Source organism: Streptomyces griseicoloratus (assembly GCF_014534645.1).
Taxonomy (GTDB): domain Bacteria; phylum Actinomycetota; class Actinomycetes; order Streptomycetales; family Streptomycetaceae; genus Streptomyces; species Streptomyces griseicoloratus.
Genome location: NZ_JACVQF010000199.1, coordinates 274,882 through 296,431 on the forward strand (window position 1 = coordinate 274,882; position 21,550 = coordinate 296,431).

The 21,550-nt window shown below is 76.3% G+C and carries 17 protein-coding genes; 13 read left to right on the top strand and 4 right to left on the bottom strand.

Translation table 11 applies throughout. The annotated features are described in order from the left end of the window. Positions 1-54: 54 nt before the first annotated feature. Together H0H10_RS20355 and H0H10_RS20360 are read right to left on the bottom strand one after the other, a co-directional pair. Positions 55-1,908 (bottom strand): hypothetical protein, encoded by a 1,854-nt coding sequence (locus H0H10_RS20355; protein WP_188182440.1) that lies wholly within the window; start codon positions 1,906-1,908, stop codon positions 55-57. Continuing rightward, a complete protein-coding gene (locus H0H10_RS20360) occupies positions 1,905-4,031 on the bottom strand; it encodes a serine/threonine-protein kinase (protein WP_188182441.1) in 2,127 nt (708 codons plus the stop codon). Before H0H10_RS20360 ends, H0H10_RS20355 begins: the two co-directional genes overlap by 4 nt. Positions 4,032-4,282: 251 nt before the next feature. Here H0H10_RS20360 and H0H10_RS20365 point away from each other — a divergent pair, with 251 nt between their 5' ends. Genes H0H10_RS20365 through H0H10_RS20425 form a run of 13 tightly spaced genes read left to right on the top strand, consistent with a single transcriptional unit; the run spans position 4,283 to position 20,181 of the window. Beyond that, positions 4,283-5,164 (top strand): effector-associated domain EAD1-containing protein, encoded by an 882-nt coding sequence (locus H0H10_RS20365; RefSeq protein WP_188182442.1) that lies wholly within the window; start codon positions 4,283-4,285, stop codon positions 5,162-5,164. Beyond that, positions 5,161-5,934 (top strand): hypothetical protein, encoded by a 774-nt coding sequence (locus H0H10_RS20370; protein ID WP_188182443.1) that lies wholly within the window; start codon positions 5,161-5,163, stop codon positions 5,932-5,934. Before H0H10_RS20365 ends, H0H10_RS20370 begins: the two co-directional genes overlap by 4 nt. Further along, positions 5,931-7,046: a HesA/MoeB/ThiF family protein gene (locus tag H0H10_RS20375; RefSeq protein WP_309141846.1), complete on the top strand. Its 1,116-nt coding sequence runs from the start codon at positions 5,931-5,933 to the stop codon at positions 7,044-7,046. Before H0H10_RS20370 ends, H0H10_RS20375 begins: the two co-directional genes overlap by 4 nt. Then, complete coding sequence (locus H0H10_RS20380; protein ID WP_188182444.1) at positions 7,043-8,506, top strand: ubiquitin-conjugating enzyme E2; 1,464 nt, start codon at positions 7,043-7,045, stop codon at positions 8,504-8,506. Before H0H10_RS20375 ends, H0H10_RS20380 begins: the two co-directional genes overlap by 4 nt. Then, on the top strand, positions 8,496-9,533 hold the full coding sequence (locus H0H10_RS20385; RefSeq protein WP_188182445.1) for a JAB N-terminal domain-containing protein: 1,038 nt from the start codon (positions 8,496-8,498) through the stop codon (positions 9,531-9,533). The genes H0H10_RS20380 and H0H10_RS20385 overlap by 11 nt, the downstream gene beginning before the upstream one ends. After that, positions 9,505-10,380 carry a hypothetical protein gene (locus H0H10_RS20390; protein WP_188182446.1) on the top strand — a complete coding sequence of 292 codons (876 nt, stop codon included), beginning with the start codon at positions 9,505-9,507 and terminating at the stop codon, positions 10,378-10,380. Before H0H10_RS20385 ends, H0H10_RS20390 begins: the two co-directional genes overlap by 29 nt. Next, positions 10,377-12,251 carry an ATP-binding protein gene (locus tag H0H10_RS20395; RefSeq protein ID WP_188182447.1) on the top strand — a complete coding sequence of 625 codons (1,875 nt, stop codon included), beginning with the start codon at positions 10,377-10,379 and terminating at the stop codon, positions 12,249-12,251. The genes H0H10_RS20390 and H0H10_RS20395 overlap by 4 nt, the downstream gene beginning before the upstream one ends. Next, a complete protein-coding gene (locus tag H0H10_RS20400) occupies positions 12,248-13,405 on the top strand; it encodes an AAA family ATPase (RefSeq protein ID WP_188182448.1) in 1,158 nt (385 codons plus the stop codon). Before H0H10_RS20395 ends, H0H10_RS20400 begins: the two co-directional genes overlap by 4 nt. A gap of 54 nt (positions 13,406-13,459) precedes the next feature. Then, positions 13,460-14,254: a hypothetical protein gene (locus tag H0H10_RS20405; protein WP_188182449.1), complete on the top strand. Its 795-nt coding sequence runs from the start codon at positions 13,460-13,462 to the stop codon at positions 14,252-14,254. A 3-nt stretch (positions 14,255-14,257) separates the two neighbouring features. Continuing rightward, positions 14,258-14,536 carry a hypothetical protein gene (locus H0H10_RS20410; protein ID WP_188182450.1) on the top strand — a complete coding sequence of 93 codons (279 nt, stop codon included), beginning with the start codon at positions 14,258-14,260 and terminating at the stop codon, positions 14,534-14,536. After that, positions 14,533-15,261, top strand: a complete 729-nt coding sequence (locus H0H10_RS20415) for a soluble NSF attachment family protein (protein WP_188182451.1) — start codon at positions 14,533-14,535, stop codon at positions 15,259-15,261. The genes H0H10_RS20410 and H0H10_RS20415 overlap by 4 nt, the downstream gene beginning before the upstream one ends. Positions 15,262-15,265: 4 nt before the next feature. Continuing rightward, on the top strand, positions 15,266-17,056 hold the full coding sequence (locus H0H10_RS20420; RefSeq protein ID WP_188182452.1) for a DUF8588 domain-containing protein: 1,791 nt from the start codon (positions 15,266-15,268) through the stop codon (positions 17,054-17,056). After that, positions 17,053-20,181: a WD40 repeat domain-containing protein gene (locus H0H10_RS20425; protein WP_188182453.1), complete on the top strand. Its 3,129-nt coding sequence runs from the start codon at positions 17,053-17,055 to the stop codon at positions 20,179-20,181. Before H0H10_RS20420 ends, H0H10_RS20425 begins: the two co-directional genes overlap by 4 nt. A 31-nt stretch (positions 20,182-20,212) precedes the next feature. On the opposite strand, the gene H0H10_RS20430 is transcribed toward H0H10_RS20425, so the two are convergent. Both H0H10_RS20430 and amrS read right to left on the bottom strand, forming a co-directional pair. Beyond that, the gene (locus H0H10_RS20430) at positions 20,213-20,425 is read right to left on the bottom strand and encodes a radical SAM-modified peptide, FtsH ternary system-associated (protein ID WP_188182454.1); all 213 of its coding nucleotides are present in this window, start codon (positions 20,423-20,425) and stop codon (positions 20,213-20,215) included. A gap of 46 nt (positions 20,426-20,471) precedes the next feature. Further along, on the bottom strand, positions 20,472-21,494 hold the full coding sequence (amrS, locus tag H0H10_RS20435; RefSeq protein ID WP_188182455.1) for an AmmeMemoRadiSam system radical SAM enzyme: 1,023 nt from the start codon (positions 21,492-21,494) through the stop codon (positions 20,472-20,474). Positions 21,495-21,550 lie beyond the last annotated feature (56 nt).

A 21,550-nucleotide genomic window follows, 5' to 3' on the forward strand; every position in this document is an offset into this window, starting at 1 on the left:
TTCCCGGTGCAGAGATGCGGTGCGCGAGTGCGGGGCACGGCTCGGTGCGCGCTTTCAGTGCCAGGGGTCGCGGGGGGACGGCGCACCGTGCTCCCCGTCGTACGGTGTGCCGGGCAGGTGCTCGCGGAAGTACTGCTCCACGACGACACCGGCGACGAGGTCCTGGGCGCGCCCGCGCCGGCAGGTGTCGAGCAGTGCCCGCAGCAGCGCGGGCGAGGGCGAGTGCCCGGCCGCCTCCAGGACGGCGAGCACCTCCCGCTGGCCCGGGGAGTCCCCCACCGTGCACGACAGCAGCAGGCGGTAGAGGTCCACGGCCTGCCGGGGGGCGTGGGGCGCCATGCGGTCCACGGCGTCGGCGAGGAACCGGGTGCGGCGCAGCACGTCGAAGGGGTCGCGGCGCTGCCGTGACGAGCCGCGCCGCCGGGCGCAGCGGGCCAGCAGGGCGCGGGCCTGCGCGGGGGCGACGCGGCTGATCCGGTCGACCTCGCCCAGCAGGTCGGCGGTGGCCAACCGGTCCACGAGCACGTCCGTCAGGTCGTCCAGCTCCGCCACCGGGATGCCGATCCGCCCGGCGGCGCGGAACATGGGCAGCACGTCGAAGGGCTCACCGCGGCGCCCGGCCAGCTCCATCCGGTGGTCCAGCACCTCCTGGACGAGCCGCCCGTCGGGCGGGCCGGCGGCGAGCACGCCTTCCAGTTCGGACGTGCCGCCGTGCACGGCGGCGTCGAAGCAGCGGTGCAGTGCCTCGACGTACATCTCGCGCAGCAGGTGCCGGAGGGACGGGGTCGCGGTGCCGCGGGTCCGCCAGGTGGTGAGCAGCCGGGCCAGGTGTCCCTCGCTCATGCGTCGCAGTTCCATCTGTACGCGGGGGACGGCGGCGGGGTTGCGCAGGTAGGCGTCCTCCTCCGGCGACAGGTCGCCGTGCGGGGCGGCCTCCAGCAGGCTGGTGACGTCGCTCATCACGCCGGGGGCGACCTGGTGCCGGGTCACCCAGTCCGCGACCTGTGCGGAGCTGGCCAGCGGTTGCGCGGGGAGCAGCCGGGTCAGGGCGTCGGGTCCGCGGCGGCGCCGGAAGGCGATCAGCCGGGCGGCCTGGTCGCGCAGCGGTCCGCCCGGCCCCGCGTCGGCCGTGGCGTCGATCCGGCGCCGGCCGGTGTGCGGGACGCCGGCGCCGTCGCCGCGGACGAACACGAAGCGGGGCAGGTCCTTGGCCCCGTCGTTCTCCTCCCGGGTGGCGAAGGTCCAGCCGCCCGCCAGGACGCGGCCCAGCAGACCGGCGAGGGCGTGCACCACGACCTCGCCGGGCACCGGTGAGCCGATCACGGTCAGGGGCGTGCCGGGCTCCGCCATGAGGGCCTCGGCGAGCCGGGCGAGCAGGGCGTCGGGCAGGTCCTCGGCCGCCGCGTCGAGAGCGTCCAGCAGGGGTTCCTGCTCCAGCAGCAGCCGGCGCACGTTGCCCAGCGGCACGGGCGGCAGCCGCCCGGCGTCGTGGCCCGGGCCGGCGTGGCCGCCGAGCAGGGCGGACTGGCGGGCGCGGGGCGGGAGCCAGTCGTCCCAGTCGCTGCGGCAGGCGGCCAGCGCGAGATGGAGGTCGACGCCCGCGGCCGGGCCGGTCAGGACGTGGGTGAGGGTGGAGCCGGAGCGGCCGTGCGGGTCGCGCACCGGGAGCTTGCGCAGGACGGCGGCCTCGTCCTCGTAACGGACGTAGACGAAGCCGGGCGTGGTGTCGCCGGGGTGGTCCTGGGTGGCCCAGACCATGTTCTCGATGCGGCTGTTCCAGCGCAGCAGCGCGTCCCGGTCGAGCGAGGTGGTGACGGGTCCGACGTCGCCGCGTCCGGTGAGGGACCGCTCGGACCAGCGGTAGACCGTCATGTCGGCGCGCGGGCCGGCGTATTCGGGCAGGCTCATGCGCCGTGTCCCCCTCCGCCGAGGACGGCGTCGGCGGCCGGGCCGGTCATGACGCCCTGCATCGCCAGCAGCGACAGCAGCGGCCGCAGCACCCGGTGCTGGCGGAACAGGGTCTCGTCGAAGCGGCGCGGCGCGCTCGCGTCGGACTGCTCCCGGGGGCCGCATCCGGTGGCGGAGGCCAGGTGCAGGGTGGAGTTCCGGCACTCGCCGGCCAGTTGCAGCCAGTCGCCGCCGCCGCGGGCGCCGAGGAACGCGTACACGTCCTCGCTCTCCTGCTCCACGGTGCTCAGGTCGCCCTCGGCGTCCGGCTTCTCGTGCAGCCAGCCGTCGATCTCCCGGTAGCCGCGGAACCGCAGCAGGTCGCACTTGGTCACGACCAGGGCGCAGGGCACCGGCAGGAAGGGGACGGCGGGGTCGGCCAGCTGCTGGCGCAGCCGCTGCCGGACGTGTTCGAAGGCCGGGTCGCGCCCGGTCGTGCCGCGGTGCCCGGTCAGTCCCTCGACGCGGGTGGGGTCGACCACGCACAGCAGGGCGCTGAGCCGGTTGAGGAAGTCCGACTCCCGGCCGGTGCGCTCCAGCCGGCCGCCGGCCACGTCGAAGAAGATGACGCTGTGCGAGCGCCGGGAGTGCTCGTCGGTGACGATCAGTCCGGTGGAGTAGCGCAGGTCGGGCCGGTCGGCGGTGGCGGGCAGCTCCTGGCGGCCGTCGATGAACGGGGTGACGACGTCACCGAGGTAGCGGTGGTAGCGCTGTGGGTCGAGGGCCTCGACGCGCAGCCCGAACCGGGCCATGACGGTGGACTTGCGGGCCTGGTCGATCATGGCCGCCAGCAGGTGGGACTTGCCGGTGGTGGAGGCCCCGACCAGTCCGATGCGCACCGGTTCCGTGCCGAACGTGGGGTAGCGGTAGGGAAGTTCGTGCCGGGGCACGTCGTCGTTGCCGGGGCAGACGACGTAGGTGCGGGCGAGCTGGGCGTCCCGGGCGGCGTCGCCGGGCGGGGTCAGTTCCGCCTCCGGCACCATGCCGCGGGCCTCGTCGAGCACCACGCGCTCGGCGGTGTCCCAGTCCAGCTCGCTCAGGCACATGGGGCACTCGACCACGAGGCCGCGGGCGGTGGGCCGCCCGGACCGCGGGCGCAGCGGGATCCGGCGCCACCAGCCCGGCCGCCGGGTGCCGGGCACGGCGGGCGCGACCACCGCTCGGGGGCGTCCGGCGCCGTCGGTGCGCTGCCGGGCGCGCAACGCGCGGAACTCCTCGCGGGCCACGGCCTCGCGGCGGCGCAGCCGCTCGGCGAACGGGCGCTCGAACAGTCCCGACGGTTCGTCTCCGTCCGCCAGCAGGCGCACCAGTTCGCGGGCCGGCGCCGCACCCGCGGAGCCGAGCGGGAACGCCGAGCGGAGCAGTTCCTGGAGCCAGTCCTCGTGGCCCTGTCCGAGCAGCGCGTGCAGATGCTCGCGGGAGGCGCCGCGCGGCAGGGTCTCGCCGGTGGCGATCCAGAACGCGACGAGGGCGGCGCTGTGCACGTCCTGTTCGGCCGCGGCCGGCAGACCGGGCCGGAAGCCCGGCGCGTCCCACTGCGTGGCCGGCCGCTCGGGCAGCGGTTCGGTGGCGTGGACGGCGCCGTCCAGTCCGGCCAGCTGCAGGCCGTCGGTGTCGTCCCACCACAGGTGCTCGGGGCTGATCCGGCCGTGCACCAGGCGGGGTTCGTGGAGTCCGGCGACGGCCTCGAACAGGTCCCGTACGACGGTGCGCAGCCGGGGTCCGTGCAGCCGGTCGGGGGAGCCGAGGTCGGCGAGCCGTTCGCCGCGGCAGTCCAGCAGCAGCCGGTGGGGACGGGTGGTGTCGTCGTGGGCGAGGACGTGGGCGAGCTGCCGGGGCAGGTGCGGGCCGTGGAAGTCGGCCAGGCTGCCGAAGAGCCGGACGTGCCGGCGCATGCGCCGCTCGGCCTCGGGGCCGACGGCCTCCTGCACCATGACCGGGTGGCGGCCGGGCATCCTGCGGTACCGCCGCACACGGAAGGGCGGCTGTTCGAACCGGGCGTTCTCCCCCGGGTCCGCCTGGAGGGCGAAGGTCACCTCTTCCCCGTCGCCGGAGCCGGGCCGTCGCCCGCGGAACTCCTCCACCCCGCCCCTCCTCCCCGTCCGGGCCCCGCCGGGCCCCATGCGGTGACGCCGGGCCCGCCCCGAACACCAACTATCACAGAACGCGGGCCCCGTGCCCCCGCTTCGGACACAGCCCCCTGATCGAGTGCACGGGATCTCCACGGCGTCTGACGGCCGATCAACTTCGGTTGAATGAAGGCGAGTCCGCGATCATTCCGGGCCGGTACAGTCGGGGACACCGTGCGGGCGCGACGACGACGGGGAGGGCACCGATGGCTCTGACGGCGGGGCAGCTGCACCGCGACGGAGTACTGCGCGTCCTCGCCACGCTCTACGCCGACCCCGTCGGCGCCCAGCAGCTCCTCCACGGCCTGGGCGCGGACCTGGCGCGGCTGCCGAACTTCGGCGGCACCCAGGTGCCGCTCGGCAGCTGGTTCCAGGCGTGTCTGGCGATCGAGCACGGTGCCTTCGCGTTCACCCTGGAGGACCTTCTGGCCGCGGCGCACCGGGACTACCCCTCGAACGCCGTGCTGAGCGAACTGGTGGGCGCCGGCGGGGCGGTCCGGCCGGACGGCGCACCGCCGAAGGAGCTGACCGTTCTGTGTCTGCTCGCCGGCCCCAGGGGACCGTCCCAGCTGCAGCTGCGCCGCGAGTTCCGCACCATCGAGGAGGCCGCGCGCAGGGGGCGCCGGCGCACCCTGAACGTCCGGCTGTCGGCCGCGACCCGCCGGGCCGACGTCGTACCGGCGATCAGCGAACACAAGCCGGACATCCTGCACTTCGCCGGGCACGGCTCGCCGAACGGCCTGCTCCTGCTGGAGGAGGACGACGGCACGGTGGCTCCGGTGTCCGCCCGGGCCCTCGCCACCGTCCTCGACGCCGTCGGCGGCGTCACGGTCGCCGTGCTCAACGCCTGCCACCTGGGACGCTACCTGGACGTGATCTCCCCGTACGCGCAGGAGGTCATCGGCGCCGCCGAGCCGCTGGCCGACGAGGACGCGCTGGCCTTCTGCCGGGGCTACTACTCGGCGCTCGCCCTCGGCGAACCCCTGGACCGCGCCTTCGCCCAGGCCCGGGCGGGCCTCGCGCTGGGCCCGCGCGGCGTCCCTGACCTGCGCCGGATGCCGCGCCCGGCGGAGGGCGGCGGCGCATGACGGAGCAGCGGCGCCGCCCGGTGCGGGTGCAGGTCCCGCCGGGGGTGGACGTGGCGGAGCGGCGCCGCCGCAGCCAGGAACGCGAGCGCGCGGAGGCGGAGGCCCGCGAGGGCGCCGGTGAGGGCCCGAGCCAGGTGGCGTACGACTTCCTGCTCGGCCAGGCCGGCGGGCGCCGCGACGCGGCCGGCCTCGCCGCACCGGTGGACGGCGAGGACGTGGAGGAGCGGCCGCCGCAGGAGGAGGAGGTCACCGTCGTCACCTCGCAGTTGCTGCGCAAGCTCGGCCGGGCCGGGACCACCTGTCCGGTCTGCCATCACTCCTTCCGGCTGGGCGAGCAGATCTCCATCCACCGCGCGGACACGGGTCCCGGCGTCGTCCTCAAGCACCACAGCAGGCGGCTGGACTGCCTCAACCCCGGGACCGGCGAGGCCGCGTCGGCCGTGGCCGAGCAGTTCCACCGCGGGCTGGACGAGGCCAATCCGCCGCCGCCCGAGCTGAGCACCGTACGGCTGCGCCGGGGCCACCCGCTGCTGCGGCTGCACCCGGGCCCCGGGGACGGCGCGCCCACGCGGCACCGGTGCTGGGTGTGCGGCCACACCTTCCGGCCCGACGAGGTGGTCATCCACTGCACCTGCTCGCCCCACGCACCCGCCTGCGCCTGCGCCGTCCACCGCGACCCGGACCACGGCCTCGTCTGCTACGACGACTGGAAGGCACAGCACCCGGCGGTCCCCTGTCTGATGCTGAACGCCCAGCGGGACGCGCAGTGACCGGCGCGGGCGCGGCCGCGGAGGGCCGTTACGCCCGGCACGGGCTGGTGCCCGGCTGGGACCAGCGCCGGCTCGCCGGGTCGACGGTCGTGCTCGCGGGCGCCGGGGCGCTGGGCAACACGGTGGCCCAGACGCTGGCCCTGGCCGGTGTCGGACGGCTCGTGGTGTGCGACCCCGACGTGGTCGCCGTCAGCAACCTCAGCCGCTGCCCGCTGTTCCGCGCCGCCGACGTCGGCCGGCCCAAGGCCCGTGTGGTCGCCGAGGCGCTGTCCGTCCTCGCCCCGGACACCGCCGTGGACGCGCGCGAGGCGCCGCACGTCTCCGGGGCGGGCCTGGCGGAGCTGCGGGAGGCCGACCTGGTGGTCGGCGCGCTGGACAGCCGGGCTGCCCGGATCGCGCTGGCCGGCCGGTGCACGCTCGCCGGGAGGGGCATGCTCGACGGCGGCACGCACGCGTGGGGCGGCGAGATGTGCTGGTACCCGCCCGGCGGCCGCTGCTGGGCCTGCGGACTGGGCCCCGAGGAGCGGGCGGTGCGGGACGACCCGTGGTCGTGCGCCGCGCCCGGCCCGCTCGCCCCGGCCGGCGCCTCGGCGCCGGTGTCCGCGCTCGTCGGCTCCTGGCTGGCCGGCACCGCCGTGCGCCTGCTGCTCGGCCTGCCCGTGCCAGCGGGCCCGCTGCGCATCGACGTCGCCACCGGGGCCGTCCCGCTGTCCGGTCCCGGGCCGCGTGACCGGCCGGACCCCGGCTGCCCCCTGCACGAACGCCTGCCCGGCCCCGGGGGCGTGACGGTGCTGCCGCTGGACCACAGGGCCACGGTGGCGGAACTGCTCGGCCACGTGGGCGCCGACGAGGAGCCGCTCACCTGGGCAGGGTTCGGCAGGCCGGTGCGGCGGCGGGCGCCCGTGCCCGCCGTCACCACCCGGCTGCGCTCCGCCCCGGCCGCGGCCCGGCTGGACTCCCTGGGCGTGGCGCCGCGCGAGGTACTGCCCGTCGCCCGCCGGGACGGAAGCGGGCTGCGGTACGTGGAGCTGGCCGGGGCGCGGCGCACGACGGGCGGCGAAGGGCGCCGGCCGGCCGGGCAGAGGCGCGCGACGACGGAGGGTGTCCGGTGAGGGACGAGCTGTACAACGAGCTGGAGCGGGTCATCAACCCCCACGAGGGCGAGATCATCCTGCGGTCGATGGGCTTTCCGGAGGGCCGGCTGCCGTCCGCGGACCTGGCCTCCCGGTTCTACTGGTCCGAGGCACGGCGCCTGATCGACGCGGGCGTCCTGGTGGACGGCGAGGCCCTGCTCGCCCGCGCGGTCCACAACGAGTACCCCGGCAACCCGGTGTTCCGGTCCGCGGTCCGGTCGCTGGAGCCGGTCACGGAGCCCCCGCAGCCGCCCCGCGCGGAGCCCGCCCCGGCCCCGGCAGCCGGCGCCGCGGGGCCCGCCGCGGCGGCGGAGCCGGACGCCTACCCGACGCTCGTCTTCGTGTGCAGCACCCACCACGCGGCCTTCATCGAGGAGGTGCGCCGCCTCGACCCGCGCGCGGAGCTGTTCTTCGTCAGCCAGGGCGAGGGCGCGCAGGTCGGGCAGATCGCCCTGTCGCTGACGTACGAACTGGCGCAGGACCGGATCGAGGAGCTGCGGCGCCGGCTGACCGCGGCGGGCGCCCCGCAGGACCTGGAGATCCACCAGGAGGTGTACGACCACCGGCCCTATCTGCTGGAGGAGCTGCGGGTCAACGGACCGGACCAGCAGCCCTACGACCTGGCCGGCGTGCCGTCCATCACCCCCGTCCGGGACATCGCCGCCGCCGTACTGGCCCACTACGAGGGGCGGATGGGCCGGCGTCCCCGGACGGTCGTCGACCACCAGCAGGCGGACGGCAGCTTCCTGCGCCTGGACCCGGCCCAGTCCCTGTACGAGGCGGGGGTCCGCGACGGCGACACCCTCAACGTCTATCCGGAGGCGACCGCCGGTCACGCACAGCTGCGGATGCAGGCCATCATCCGGGTCCGCGAGGAGATGCACCGGTACGCCGGCCAGCACCCGGACTTCGAGATCGTGGACACGGACGACCCGGAGTTCCCCACCGACTACGAGATCCGCTTCCTCGGCCCGGGACTGCGCCTGCCCGAGCACGAGACGCCGGGCGCCGCGCCGCGCCCGGAGCGGCAGGACCGGCACAACGCACTGATCCTGCTCGGCCCCGACTTCCCGCTGACCGCCCCGGCCGTCTTCTGGCTGAGCCCGATCTTCCACCCGAACATCAAAGGGCCCGATCCACAGCTCCCCGAGGCGGAGGGCGCCGTGTGCCTCGGCGTGCTGGCCCACTCCTGGCGGCCCGCCCTGGACTTCGGCCAACTGTGTCAAATGCTTGTGGACATGGCCGGGTATCGTAACTACGAGATCACGGACAGTTTCAACCCGGTCGCGGCAGCTTGGGCGCTCACGGAGGAGGGGACGGCCATGATCCAGGCCATCGGGGGCAAGCCGCCGGTGGCGGCCCCGCCTCCGGACGCGGGCGCGCTGCGCGTCGGCGCCCTGCGGATACGGCGCACGGACGGGGTCGCCGATGGCACTTGACATCGAGCTGTTCCAGGGCGAGTCACGGCAACTGGTCCGCACCGAGCCGCTGATCCCCCTGCTGCGCCCGGTCTTCGCCGAGGAGACGGCCCGTCACCAGGGACGCCCCCGCTTCGTGCTGATGCTGCGCAACGATCCCGGTCCCGACATCTACGAGGGAGACCCGCACCTCACCAACCTGCGCGCCGACTTCGGGTACATCCATGTCGCGATCCATATGGAGGGACGCGTGGTCTACCAGAAGCCCTACTCGGTCAACAGCCTCGTCGGACCCGTACTGGCCCGGATGGCCAGGCAGATCGCCCCGGAGGAGCGGCACTGGGCGTTCCGGATCGCCGGACTGCCCACGCACGAGGACGGCGCCGAGCGTCTGCCGCCGGTGGTGGACGGCACGGACGACATCGACGTCTCCCGTTCCGCCCGGCTGTCCTTCGGCATCCGCCCGGCGGCCGAGCCCCAGATGCCGCTGCTGGACCTCGCCGCGTACGGAGTGCGGTCCGCGGACTCCGACGCGCCGGTGACGGTGCTGCTCGGCGCGGGCGTGCAGCGGCGGCTGATGGTGGAGCTGGACCTGTCCAGCGAGGTCGAGGAGGGCGGCTTCCTGGTGGGCCGGGCCTTCCGCCGGGCCGACGCCCCGGAGCGGCACGCCGTGATCGTGGACGAGGTGCTGCCCGCCGAGCACTCGGGTGCCTCGCTGATGCACTTCACGTTCACCGGCGACTCCTTCCGGGCGATGAGCCGGACGCTGGGCGAGCACCGTCCGGAGCGGCAGCTCGTCGGCTGGTACCACACGCACCTGTTCCCCACCGAGCGCACCATCGGCCTGTCCCGCACCGACATCGAGCTGCACCGGGACACCTTCCGGCGGCCCTGGCAGGTGGCCGCCCTGATCAACCTGACCGCGGACCGGCGGGTGCTGAGCTGCTACGCCGCCGCGGGCGAGTGGATGGCCCCCTGCCCGATCCGGAACCTCGATGACGACACTGACAGCCACCGTAGTGCGCACCCTTCACTGGGCCATCACTGAACCCGACGACTCCCTCCCGCCGCCCCCGAGCGTCCGGGACCGTGCGGCCGGACCCGCCACCGGCGACCCCGTCGTGCTGCTGGAGCGGCTGGCCCGCGTCACCGCGGCGCGGCTGCGCCTGTCCGACCCGCCCCTCGGCGACGACGGGCCGGCCGGCCTCGAGGCGCTGCTGCTCGCCGCCGCCCTGGCCGTGCGGGACGATGCCGCGGCCGCGGAGCAGGTCGTCGGCGGGGTGCGGGAGCCGCGCACGGTACGCGACCTGATGGCCCGTCATGGGCTGGTGGGGCGCGCGCTGCCGGCGCTCGCGCCGCAGGACGCGCTGCGGGCCGGGCTGCTGCGCGCCTCGCCGCTCACCGCGCTCCTCGACCATCCGCCGCCCGGCGGCGAGGGGCGCTGCGGCCAGCTCCTCGACCGTTTCCTGGACCATCCCGAGGGCCGGCGCACCGTGGTCGCGGCCCTCGCCGTGCCGCCCGCCACACCCGAGACCGCCCGTTACCGTGCGGCGCTGCTGCGCCGGTTCCGCTTCACCCCGGGGGAGAGAACAGTCGTGTACGAGGTGTACGAGACGGCGCTGCTGCACCACGCGCGGCGCTACCGCGAACTCACCGACGCGGTACGCGACCTGGTGCGCGACGGACCGGCCCGGCTGCTGGCGGACGATCCGCCGGGCCGGTGGGCGCGCGCGACGCTCGACTGGTGGGAGCCGCTGGCGGTGATCGCCCGGCGTCATCCGCAGGAGCTGCGCCGGCGCCGGATGCTGCGCGGTCACGGCACGGGAGTGGCCCTGCACCGCCTCTACGGCGGCGTCCGCGACTGGGAGGGCCTGCGCGAGGTGCTGGACCGATGACCCGACCACTGCGGCTGGCCACGACCGACCACGACGGCCGGATGGCGCTCATCGCGGCCGCGGGCGACCGCACGCTGCGGGAGGTGCTGGGCTCGTGCGAGGTGTGGCTCCTCGACCCGCTGGACGAGGAGCTGCTGGACCGCCCCTGGGGCGACTTCGCGCCCGTGTGCGTGCTGCGCGGCGGACTCCCGCCGGGCACACCGCTGTTCGCACCGCCGGGCATCACCTCCCTCACCAAGCCGCCGCCCGCCGGCCCGCCTCCGCCCCCGCCCGGCGCTCCCCCGGCCCCGGCGGACGCGCCCGGGGACCATCCGGACCGGATCACCGACGCCGAGGCGGTCCGGCTCGCCTACTGGCCGCACATCGAGCACGTCGCCTCCCTGCTCCGCAGCCGGCTGCCGGTCCTCGTCATCAGCGAGAAGCTCGTCGTCACCCATCTGTGGGAGGAGATGGTCACGCTGGCCGAGTGCCGCGGGATCCGGATCGACGACGACACCGACGACGACGCCGGCCCGCCCGCGGAGGACCCCGTCGCCGGGATGGCGTCGATGTCGGCGGCCTCGGTCAATCTGCGCCAGCGCCGGCTGGCCCGGCTGCGCGCCCAGCTGGAGGACCTGAAGGAGGGCGACGTCATCGTCCTCACCCATCTCGACCTGCTGGCCGGCAGCGCCGATCTCGGCCGGCACGCCGAGGCCCGGGAGCTGGTCGAGCTGCTGTACGCCTTCCCCGACCAGCTGGTCCTCGCCTTCGCCGACCCCACCCTGCCGCTGCCGGACGTACTGGCCGAGCGGTTCAGCGCCCGGGTGTCCATCAGCGGCCTGCCGCCGAAGGTGCGCACGCCCGAGACGCGGGAGACCCTGCTCGGGCGGGCCCTGGTGACCCGCGAGGAGGCGGACACCTTCGAGGGCTTCCAGGCACCGGAGTTCTACAAGCACGTGGCCGGCATGAACCCCGTACGGCTGCGCCAGGCGATGCGCTACGCCCACGAGAAGCACCGCACCCAGCCGAAGCGGGCCACGCTGCAGGACCTGCGGGAGACGCTGCTCACCTTCAAGGCGCAGCAGTCGTCCAACTTCGAGGTGCCGAACGTGACGCTGGCCGACATCGGAGGCTACGAGGAGGTCAAGGACGAGATCCGGCAGACGCTCGCCATCATCAGCGGAGCGCAGAGCCTGCCGGACGACATGGAGGAGGTCCGCTCCGAACTCGTCCCGCGCGGCATCATCTTCTACGGCCCGCCCGGCACCGGGAAGACGCTGTTCGCGAAGGCCATCGCCAACGGCATGAACGCCACCATCCAGGTGGTCTCCGGCCCGGAGGTCACGGACATGTACGTCGGTGAGAGCGAGCGCAAGGTGCGGGAGATCTTCGCCTCGGCGCGGCGCAGCGCGCCCTCCGTCATCGTCTTCGACGAGATCGACGCGATCACGATGGAGCGCAGCAACCGGCCCGACGGCGGCAGCCGGGCGGGGAACAGCGTGGTCGCGCAGATCCTCACCGAGATGGACGGCTTCCGGCCCGAGGTCCCGATGCTGGTGATCGGCACGACCAACCGCATCGACATCATCGACAAGGCGCTGCTGCGGCCGAGCCGGTTCCGCTCCATCGCGATCTCGCTGCCCGACGTCGCGGCCCGCCGGGCGATCCTGCGCCACCACGCCCGCCGCTACCACATCGCCCTGGACGACGAGGTGCTGGAGCTGATCGCCGAGGCCACCGCGGGCCGCAACGGCGACGAGCTGCGCGCCCTGATGCGGGACGCGTTCGTCGGCCGGCACATGCACCACGTGGAACCGGACGCGCGCCGCCTGGGCTGGCTGGTGGGCCGGCTCCAGCAGGGGCGCCTGGAAATGATCTCGGAGCGTCGATGACCACCACGCCCGCCGGCTGGAGCGAGGCCGATCTGGCGGCCGTGCGCCGGCTCAAGGCCCTGGGCCGCAGCGTCGACCAGCACTTCGTGGGGCGGCGCCTCGCGCTGGACCTGCTGGAGGTCGCGGTGATCGCGCACGAGCACGTGCTGCTGCTCGGCCCGCCCGGCACGGGCAAGACGGATCTCGTCAGCCGGTTCGCGGCGGGTCTGGGCGGCCGTCCCTTCGTCCGGCTGCTGACCCGTTTCACCGAACCGGCCGAGCTGTTCGGGCCGGTGGACGTGCCGGCGTTCCAGACCGAGGGCCGGTACCGGGTGCGCACCGAGGGGATGCTGCCGACGGCGCACGTGGCGTTCCTCGACGAGATCTTCCAGAGCGGCAGCCCGATCCTGAACACGCTGCTGACGGTGATGAACGAGCGGGTCTTCCACCACGGCCACGAGGCCGAGCCGGTACCGCTCATCACCCTCGTCGGGGCCGCCAACAGCCTTCCGCAGGACCCCTCCCTGCTGGCCTTCGCCGACCGTTTCCTGCTGCGGCTGACCGTGCCGCCGGTGGCGGCGAGCCGCCTGGAGGAGCTGCTGGCCAAGGGCTCGGCGCTCGCCCGCGGCGGGCCGGCGGGCGGGGACGGGCACGAGTGGATCGACCCGGCGTCGCTGGACCGGCTGGGCCGGCAGCTGGCGCACGCCGACCTGAGCGGGGTGGCCGGGGAGTACGCGGAGCTGGTGCGCGAACTGGTGGGCCAGGGGGTGACGCTGTCCGATCGGCGGATCATCCGGGGGCTCAGGCTGGTGGCCGCCGCCGCGCTGCGCGCCGAGCGGGTGCGGGCGGAGGCCGCCGACCTGTGGCCGCTCGCCCACTTCTGGTCCGACCCGGCGCACGCGCCGGTGGTACAGGAGGCGGTTCGGCGCCGCACCGGAGACCCCGGCGAACAGCCCGACGAGCCCGTCCGCAGGGTACGGCGGCTGCTCTCCGAGGCCAGGGTCCTCTCCCGGCAGGTGGAGCGGGGGTCGCCGCCCGCGGCGGTGGAGCGGACGCTGCGTCAACTCAATGCCCTGCGACTTGAGTTGATGCGTGTCGTTCCCGGTGAACAGGAGGCCGCCAGGGAGCTCGCGAGTATCATCGACACCACTCTGGCCTTGCTGGACCAGGGCTGACGCAACCGGCGGGCGCCCCGCGCGTCCGCCACGGAGACGGGGGACGGCAGCTGCATGTGCAATCCGCGCAGGGTCCGCGTCGAAGCCACCAGGGAAGTCGTCGAGGCGTGGCATCTGGAACTGGAACGCCGCGCCACCGCCAGTGACTCGGTGGTCAGCGAGCTGGAGGTGAGCCACCCCTTCGGGGGCACCCTGGGCCCGCGCACCCGGGAGGTCTTCGAGCGGGCGCTCGGCACCGCCGACGGCTGGCGCGCGGAGGGCGGCGTCCACGTCCGGGACCTGCCCGACGGCCAGGTCCGGTACGAGCCGGCCACCGGGGAGCTGGTGGTGACCGCCCGGCTGGAGGACGTCGTCACCGCCGAGGGCCACGCCGCCGAGTCGCTGCGGGGCGACGTCCGCGACCGGGCGACGGGCCGGGGCGAGGGCCGCTACTACAACGACGGGTTCGGCGGGCGGAACCGGGAGACGGCCGAGCGGGACGCGCAGGCCGCCGCCGAGGCCGACGCCGTGCGCCGGGCGCGTGACCTGGCCGCCCGGCTGCGGTCCCGGGCCGACCAGGAGGCGGCCTCGGCGGCGGCCGCCGCGGAGGAGCGGCTGCAGCGGGCCGCCGACGCGGACGCCCGGGCCCGCCTGGCCGAGGAGCGCGAGCGGGTGCGGGCCGAACTGGACGCCCGCAACCGGGCCCGGATCACCCGGCTCGGCGAGGACGGGCTGCGCGCGGTCAACGGCGTGCTGGCCACCGCCTACCGGCGGGCGCTGGTGGACTTCGCCCGGCAGCACGGCGCCTCGGGCATCCGGCAGGAGGAGACCGAGGACGGCATCGACATCGAGTTCGAGCTGGAGATGTGACGGATGCGGGTGCGCGTACGGTTCCGGTTCAACACCGAGACCGGTGAGGTGGAGCTGTTCCAGGTCGACGACATCGGTGGCGGATCGGGTGCCGGGCACGACGCCGAGCACGACCGGATCAGCGCCGAGCTGGGGGCGGTCCTGGCCCGCAGACCCGACGTCGAGGAGGTCCCGGGCGCCGAGGAACCCCCGCTGTTGCGGCACGACCCGGCGGCCGCGGCGCCACGGCACGGCGAGACGGAGACCGACGACCCCGAACAGGGTGAGCGGGAGACGGCGTGAGGCGGCGCACCCGGCTGCTGCTGCGGGCCGCGCACCTCTACTCGGAGGCCCAGGCGCACACCGAGGCGGCCCGCTGCTACGACCTGCTCGGCTGGCAGTGGTCGGCGGCGGACGCCTACCAGCGGGCGGGCGAACTGGAGCGGGCGGCGCGGACCTACCGCCAGGCCGGGCACCCGGAGCAGGCGGCGCGCTGCTACCGGTTGCTCGGCCGGCCCGATGTCGCGGCGCGCTGCTGGCAGGAGCGGGGACGCCGGCTGGAGGCCGCCTGGGAGCTGCTCCTGGCCGGACGGACCGCTCCGGCACGGCAGTTGCTGGCCGCGCTCGGCCGGGACGCGGTCGGCAAGGGCCCGCAGGCACTGCGCCTGGCCCTGGCCCGGGCGCTGGCGGAGCGGCTCGGCGGCGGCTCGGCGCAGCCCCTGCTCGACCTCTTCCCCCTCGTCGAGTCCCGGTTGCCGGCGCTGGCGGTCCGCACGGAGCGACGGCTGCTGCTGGACTGGGGCGTCGAGGCCGCCGACCGGGTCGAACGGTTCGACTGGGGTGCCCGGCTGTTCCGCGCGGCCTACGACGCCCAGGGCGGCGGCGACGTACTGCCCCTGTGGCGCGAGTGGGCCGCCCGGCGCCTGGGGTCCGCCGCGTGGTTGCCGTCCGGCCCGTCCGCGGACACCGCGCAGGCACCCGGCGCACGGACCGGCGCCGGGAGCCACGGCCGAGCGGGAGGGCCCTGAGCCGATGGCACCGACCGAGGGCCCGCTGCGCCGCCTGCTGAACCGCATCACGTCCGACACCGACCAGCCCGGTGCTCCCCCCGCGCAGTCCTCGCTGGTCGCCCGCCCGGTGCCGCCCGGCACACCGCCCCCGCGCGGCCGTCGTACGCCGTCCCCGCCGGCCGCGGTGACCGAGCACCACACGCCACCGGCCGGCCCGGCGGGCGGACCGCCCGACCAGGGCGTCCGCTTCAGCGTGCGCCCGGCGCGGTCCGAGGAGGACCGTCCGCCCGTCACCGAGGCCCCGTCCGCACCCGTCGCCGACGCGCCGGTCCCGGCCGTGGAGTGGCGGACCGCGGGCCGTTTCCCCGCGGGGCACCGGGCCCTCGCGGCCGTCGGCGCGCTGCACCGCGCCGGGGCCGCCGAGTGGAGCTGCCACGCCGAGCCCGGCGGCGGTGCCGTATGGCTGCTCAGTACGCTCGGCCCGGCGCTCGGTGCCGAACTGCTGACGCTGCACGGGGCCGAGTCCTGGCGGGTGCTCCCGCACGGGGCGCTCGCCGCACCACGCGGTACGCATCCCGGCGGCGGCCCCCAGAGGCTGGCGGACGTCGCCTCCTGGCCCCGGCTCGGCCCGGTGGACCTGCTCACGCGGCTGCCCCCGACCACGCCCGACCGGAGGCCGCGGCCCTCGCTGTCGGTGCTGACGACCGCCCGGTTGCAGCCCTCGGTGGTGCGGCAGGCCCTCGCCTTCGGGGTCGAGGTCTCGGTCCTCCCCGTCCGGATGCGTGACCTGGCCACCGGCACGGGGGAGCGGCAGACGCTGCTGCTCGTTCTGTCCTCGCCCGAGGCGGTGCCGCACGCGCTGGTCGTGGCCCTGTCGGCGCTGCCCCGCACCGCGGTGTGCCGGCCCGTGGCCGGCTGCGAGCGGCTGCTGCTGGACGTGCGGCTGCGCCCCGGTGTCGACGACGCACTGCTCCACTCCCCCGTTCCCGACGGCGAGTGGTGGCTGGCCGGCGACCGCACGGAGTGGCCGCCGCTGCGGCTGGAGGCGCTCGGGCCGCCCTCGCCCGCCCCGGCCGAGCTGGTGGGCCCCGCCGCCGAGCCCGCGGGTGCCGAGGTCCCGCACCGCCTGCCGGACGGCGTGCTGCGGGCGCCGGCGACACCGGTGCGGCTGGTGCCCGACGCCGCTGCGGGCACGGCCGTGGACGCCGTGCTCCTGGACGACGACGAACTCCCTCGCCTGCGCCGCTATCTGCCGGGGCGGCCCCTGGGCGAGGTGGCGTTCCTGCTGCCGGGCCCCGGACACCATCTGCTCCTGGAGCCGGCGGGACTGGCCCGGGACCTGCCCTTCGGCGTGCCGCTGCACCGCATCGGCCCGGGCGGCTGCTTCGTGGAGTCCGGGCACCTTCTGGCTCCCCCGCTGCCGCCCGCGGCCCGGGCCCGGCTGTTCGGCCTGGACGACTCCTGCGCGGTGGTCTGCTGGACGGGCGGCCGGCACCGCTTCCCGCTCGCCCCGATGGTGCCGGCCTGGACGCTGTGGGCCCCGGGGGACCGGATCGAGGTCTCCGAGGGGCTGTCCAGGGCCGGGCAGGAACTCCTGGACGCGCTGGAGTCGCTGGTCGGCTCGGGCCGCGCCGCCCGCGCGCCGGACGGGCCGACGGGCCGGGACACCGGCGAGTCCCTGGAGCGTGCCGTGCGGCTGCGCGCCCTGGGGGACAAGGAGGGCGCGGCCGAGGCGTTCCGCGCCGCCGGCGACCTGCTGGAGGCCGCCAGGCTGTACGAGGAGGCCGCGCTGGACCTGCCGGAGGAACCGTGACGGCGGGCGGCGCCGCTCCCCCGCCGGCCGGTCCCCGGCGGTTGCTGGCGCTGTCCGGCGCCGAACCCTGCACCGGGCTCTCCCACGACGGCACCGCGTTCGTGCAGCTCGCGGCCGACGCGCTCACCTGCCGCGACGACACCGGCAGGGTGCTGTGGTCGGTGTCCGGCGACGGCCCCGCCTCGGCCGTGGCGTGGGGTCCGGACGGCGGCGAGGTCCTCGCGCTGCGGGACGGCCGGGTCACGGTGCACGACGGCGACAGCGGGGCACCGGTCGACGACGGATTCGCGGTGCCGCCGGGTGCGCACACGCTCGCGGTCTCGCCCGACGGGCTGTGGGTGGCCGCGGCCGGCGACGGCGTCGTGGTCCGGCACCGGGGGACGGGCGGGTCGTCGGCGCTGCCCACCGTCGACCCGGTGGTCGCGCTGGCCTGGGATCCGCAGGGCCGTCAGCTGTGCCTGGCCACGGGCACGGCACTGCAGTTGTGGAGCGTGGCCCCGGTGCGGATGGACTTCGCCCCGCGTACCGGCCGTACCGGCGTCACGGCGCTGGCCTGGTCGCCCGACCGGAACACCCTGGCCTTCGCGGACTCCTCGGGCGTCCATCTGGTCGACCGCGCCACGGGCCACTCGGTGGCGGACGGGCAGGTGCCCGGTGCCGTGGCCGGGCTCGGCTTCAGCCGCACCGGGCGCTTCCTGGTCGCCGGTACGGACGGGGGCGCGCTGCTCGTCCTGGACCGTGCCCTGGACGTCGTCGCCCGCCTGCCCGCGCGGATCGGCTCGCCGCGCGACCTCAGCGTCTCGCCCACCGGCCGGGTGCTGGTCGGCACCCGTACCGGCGCGGAGCTGTGGGAGCTGCCGGACGCGGCCCCGTACCCGGCGCAGCGCCGGGTGGGAGTGCTGCTGCGCAGCTGGGCGGCGGCGATGTGCCGGTCCGTCGGGCGTGCCCTGCCCTCGCCGCGCGACCGCACGCCCCGGATCGGCGGACCGGCCCCGCTCCACGACGGCGGCGAGCGGCTGCGTGCCCCGGCCTTCGCGTGGGCGGGGCCGGGCGGCGACTGCGTGCTGGAGACCGCACCGGGCACGCTGGCCGCGCTGACCCCCGGCCGGCCCGGCACCCGGTGGTCCGCGCCGGTCGCCTCGGGGCCCGGCGGCGCCCACGACCTGGAGGCCGGGCCCGCCCGGCACGGGCTGCTGGCCTGTGCCTCGCGGGACGGCCGGGCGGGGCTGACCGTGCTCGCTCCGGACGGCGGGGGGACACTGGCGGTCCTGCCGGGGGGCCAGGCCCCCGCGTGGTCGCCGGCGCCCGAGGGTCCGCCGGTGCTGGCGGTGCCCGAGCCCGGGCCCGCCCCGACCCATCTGTACGTGTACACCCTGGACGCCGGGGGCGACCCGGTGGGACCACCGGGCAGCCTGTACCTCTCCCAGGGGGTGGGCCGCCCGGCCTGGGCGCCGGACGGGTCGGCGCTGGCGGCCGGGACCCGGGGCGCGGTGCTGCTGTGGCACATGCCGCGGCGGGAGCGGGCGGGCCGGCTGGCCCTGCCGCCCGGCACGTTCGCGACCCGGGTCGCCTGGTCGCCGGACGGGAGCCGGCTCGCCGTGACGCCGGCCGCGGGCGAGGGCCCGCTGACGGTGTGGTCGACGCTCACCTGGCGGGTGCAGCGGGAGTTCGGCACGCCCGGCGGCCGGGGCTGGGCCCCGGCGCTGGCCTGGTCGCCGGACGGGGCGCTGCTCGCGGCGCCGGGACCCGGCCGGGAGACCTCGGTGGTCCAGGTGTGGGACGTGACGCGGGGGACGGTGGCCGCGACCCTGGAGCCCGACGGCCCGCCCGGGCCGGTCTGGTCCGTGCGCTGGTCCCCCGACGGCCGCCGGCTGGCCACGACGTACAGCGGCGGCCGTACGCTGCTGTGGGACGTCCTGGCCGCCCCGGAGAGCGACGGGCCGGGTGTGCCGCTGCCCGGATCTCCGGCGTATCTCGCCGAGTTGGGGGCGATGGCGGCCGCGGTCGACGCGGCGGTCCCGCTCGCCGTGCTCGCCGACGTCGCGGCGCTGCTGCGTCCGCAGCCGCCGGCCGGGCACCGGCTGCTGCACCGGGGACAGGCCGCACGCGCGCTGCGCTCACTGGGCTGGCCGCGGTCGGCGCACGCGGCGCTGACCGCCGTGGTGGCGTCCCGGCTGCGTCCGGACCCGCGCTGCGCCCCGCCGCCCGGCATCCCCCTGCAGGAGCTGCGGGCGACGCTGGAGTGGGCGCTGGGGGGCGGCTCAGTACCGCCGGAGCGTCCGGCCCTCCCGGCGGACGAGCCGGCCGCGGCCCTGGACGAGGTACACCGCGAACTGCTGCCGCTGCTGGCCCTGCTGGGCCCGGAGGCGGTGTGCCAGGATCCGGCGCTGCCGCTGCGGCTGGCGCGGGGACCGTGGGCGACGGCGGCCGCGGAGGCCACCCGGATCTCGGGCGTTCCGCCCCGGCTGCCCGTTCCGCTCGGCGACGACGTGCCGGGTCCGGCGACCGCCGGGGCGCCCGCGCAGTGGGCCCGGCACGGGCCACCGGACCGTCTGGTGCCGTCACAGATGGCGCTTCCGGCACCGCTGTTGCACGCCCTGTGGGCGCAGGACGCCCTGTTGTACCGGACGCGCCGCGGCCGGCTGCCGTGGACCGAGCGTGACGCCGTGCTGGTCCTGGACACCGGGGCCCCGGCGCAGGGCCGGGTGGGCAGCGGTCTGCGGCTGTGCGCGCACCTGCTGGCGGCGGCGCTGCTGGAGGCCGGCCGGGCGGTGGCCCTGGTCCGGCTCGACGGACGCGCGGCGCCGGCCCGGCTGACGTCGCCGGCGGATCTGCGACTGCTGTGGGAGCCGGTGCCGCCCGAGCCCGCCGATCCGCTCCGCGCGGCGGCGCTCGCCCGGGACGCGGCGCGCGGCCTGGCGGCAGCGGACGCGGGCGAGGCCCGGACCCTGCTGCTGACCCACGCCTACGAGCCGTCCCTGCCGCTCCCCGGCTCCCTCACCCTGCGGGTCCACTATCCGCACCACCCGGTGCCGCCCGACGGCCCGGACACCTGGGTCCTGGCCCCCGAGCCCGAAGCGCAGGAGCTGCGCCGGGTGCTGACCGGGGTCCTCGGCAGGCTGTAGGAGTGCGCCGCGAGGACGTCCGGGACCGCGGTCACCCGCACAGCATCTGCTCGATCGCCTCCGGGTCCATCCGCTCCAGCAGGGCCTCCAGCGCGTCCGGCCGGAAGGCGTCGCCCAGTACCTCGACGCCCTTGTCGTCCCAGGTGATGCGCAGCCGGACCAGCCGCCCGTCGGGGTGGTCGTCGTACTCACCGGCGTCGATCAGGTCCGGCAGATCCGGTACGAAGCGGTATTCGGCGGTCATCCTCGGTTCCCCTTCCGGGTGTCGGCGTCCTGGTGTGCCGTGCCGGTCAGTCCCACACGCCCGCGAGCCGCTGTCCGCAGCCGGGGCACCGTCCGTCGCGCAGCAGGCTCCGGCCCGGTCCCCACACGTCGCGTGTCACGGCCTCGGTGCCGCACCCCGGGCAGCGGGTCGCCCGTCCCCCGGCGCCGAGGGCGCGCTCGACGTAGACGTACCGCAGGCCGGCCGCGTGTCCGATGTCCACCGCGCGGCGCAGCCGGTCCGGCGGGGTGGGGCGGTGCCGTGCCATGCGGTAGGTGGGGGTGAAGCGCAGCAGGTGCCAGGGGGTGTCGGGGCCGAGCCGCGCGACGTGGCCGGCGATGCGCGCGAGGTGTGCGTCGTCGTCGCTGGTGCCGGGGATCAGCGGGGTGCTGACCTCCACCCACACCCCGGCCGCCCTCATCAGTTCCAGGGTCCGCAGGACGGGGGCGAGGGGTGCGCCGGTGAGGCGGCGGTGGTCCTCCTCCCCGGCGGCCTTGACGTCGATGTTGACGGCGGCGAGGGCCGGGGCGAGGCGGGAGACGGCCTCCGGGGTGAGGAAGCCGTTGCTCTTCCACACCAGGGGCACGCCCGACGGGGCCGCGTGGGCGCCCAGTTCCAGGGTGAGTTCGGCGGCGAGGGAGGGTTCGGAGTACGACAGGGCGATGCCCGCCCCCTGCTCGGCCGCCGTCCGCACCAGTGCGCCGGGGTCGGTGGGCGTGTGCGGGAGGGCGCTGTCGCCGACCGGGTCGCGGCCGTACTGGGAGACGCGGTGGTTGACGCAGTAGTCGCAGCGGAAGGAGCAGCCGGGCGGGGCCAGCGTCAGCAGCCGCAGGCCGGGCCGGAAGTGGTAGAAGGGCTTGCGTTCCACCGCGGACCAGTGCTCGACGGTGGTGCCGCGGGTGGCCGTCAGGACCTGGTCGCCTCGCCGCCTGCGCACCTTGCAGGCGCCGGTGTCGCCGTCGCGCAGCCGGCACCGGAAGGGGCACAGGGTGCACTGGAGACCGCCGTCGACGGGGCGGTAGAAGTCCGCCGGCGCCCACTCGACCACCATGTCACCCCGCTCGCGCGCCGGACCCGCCTCGGAAGTCCACCGTACCCGTTCCCGGG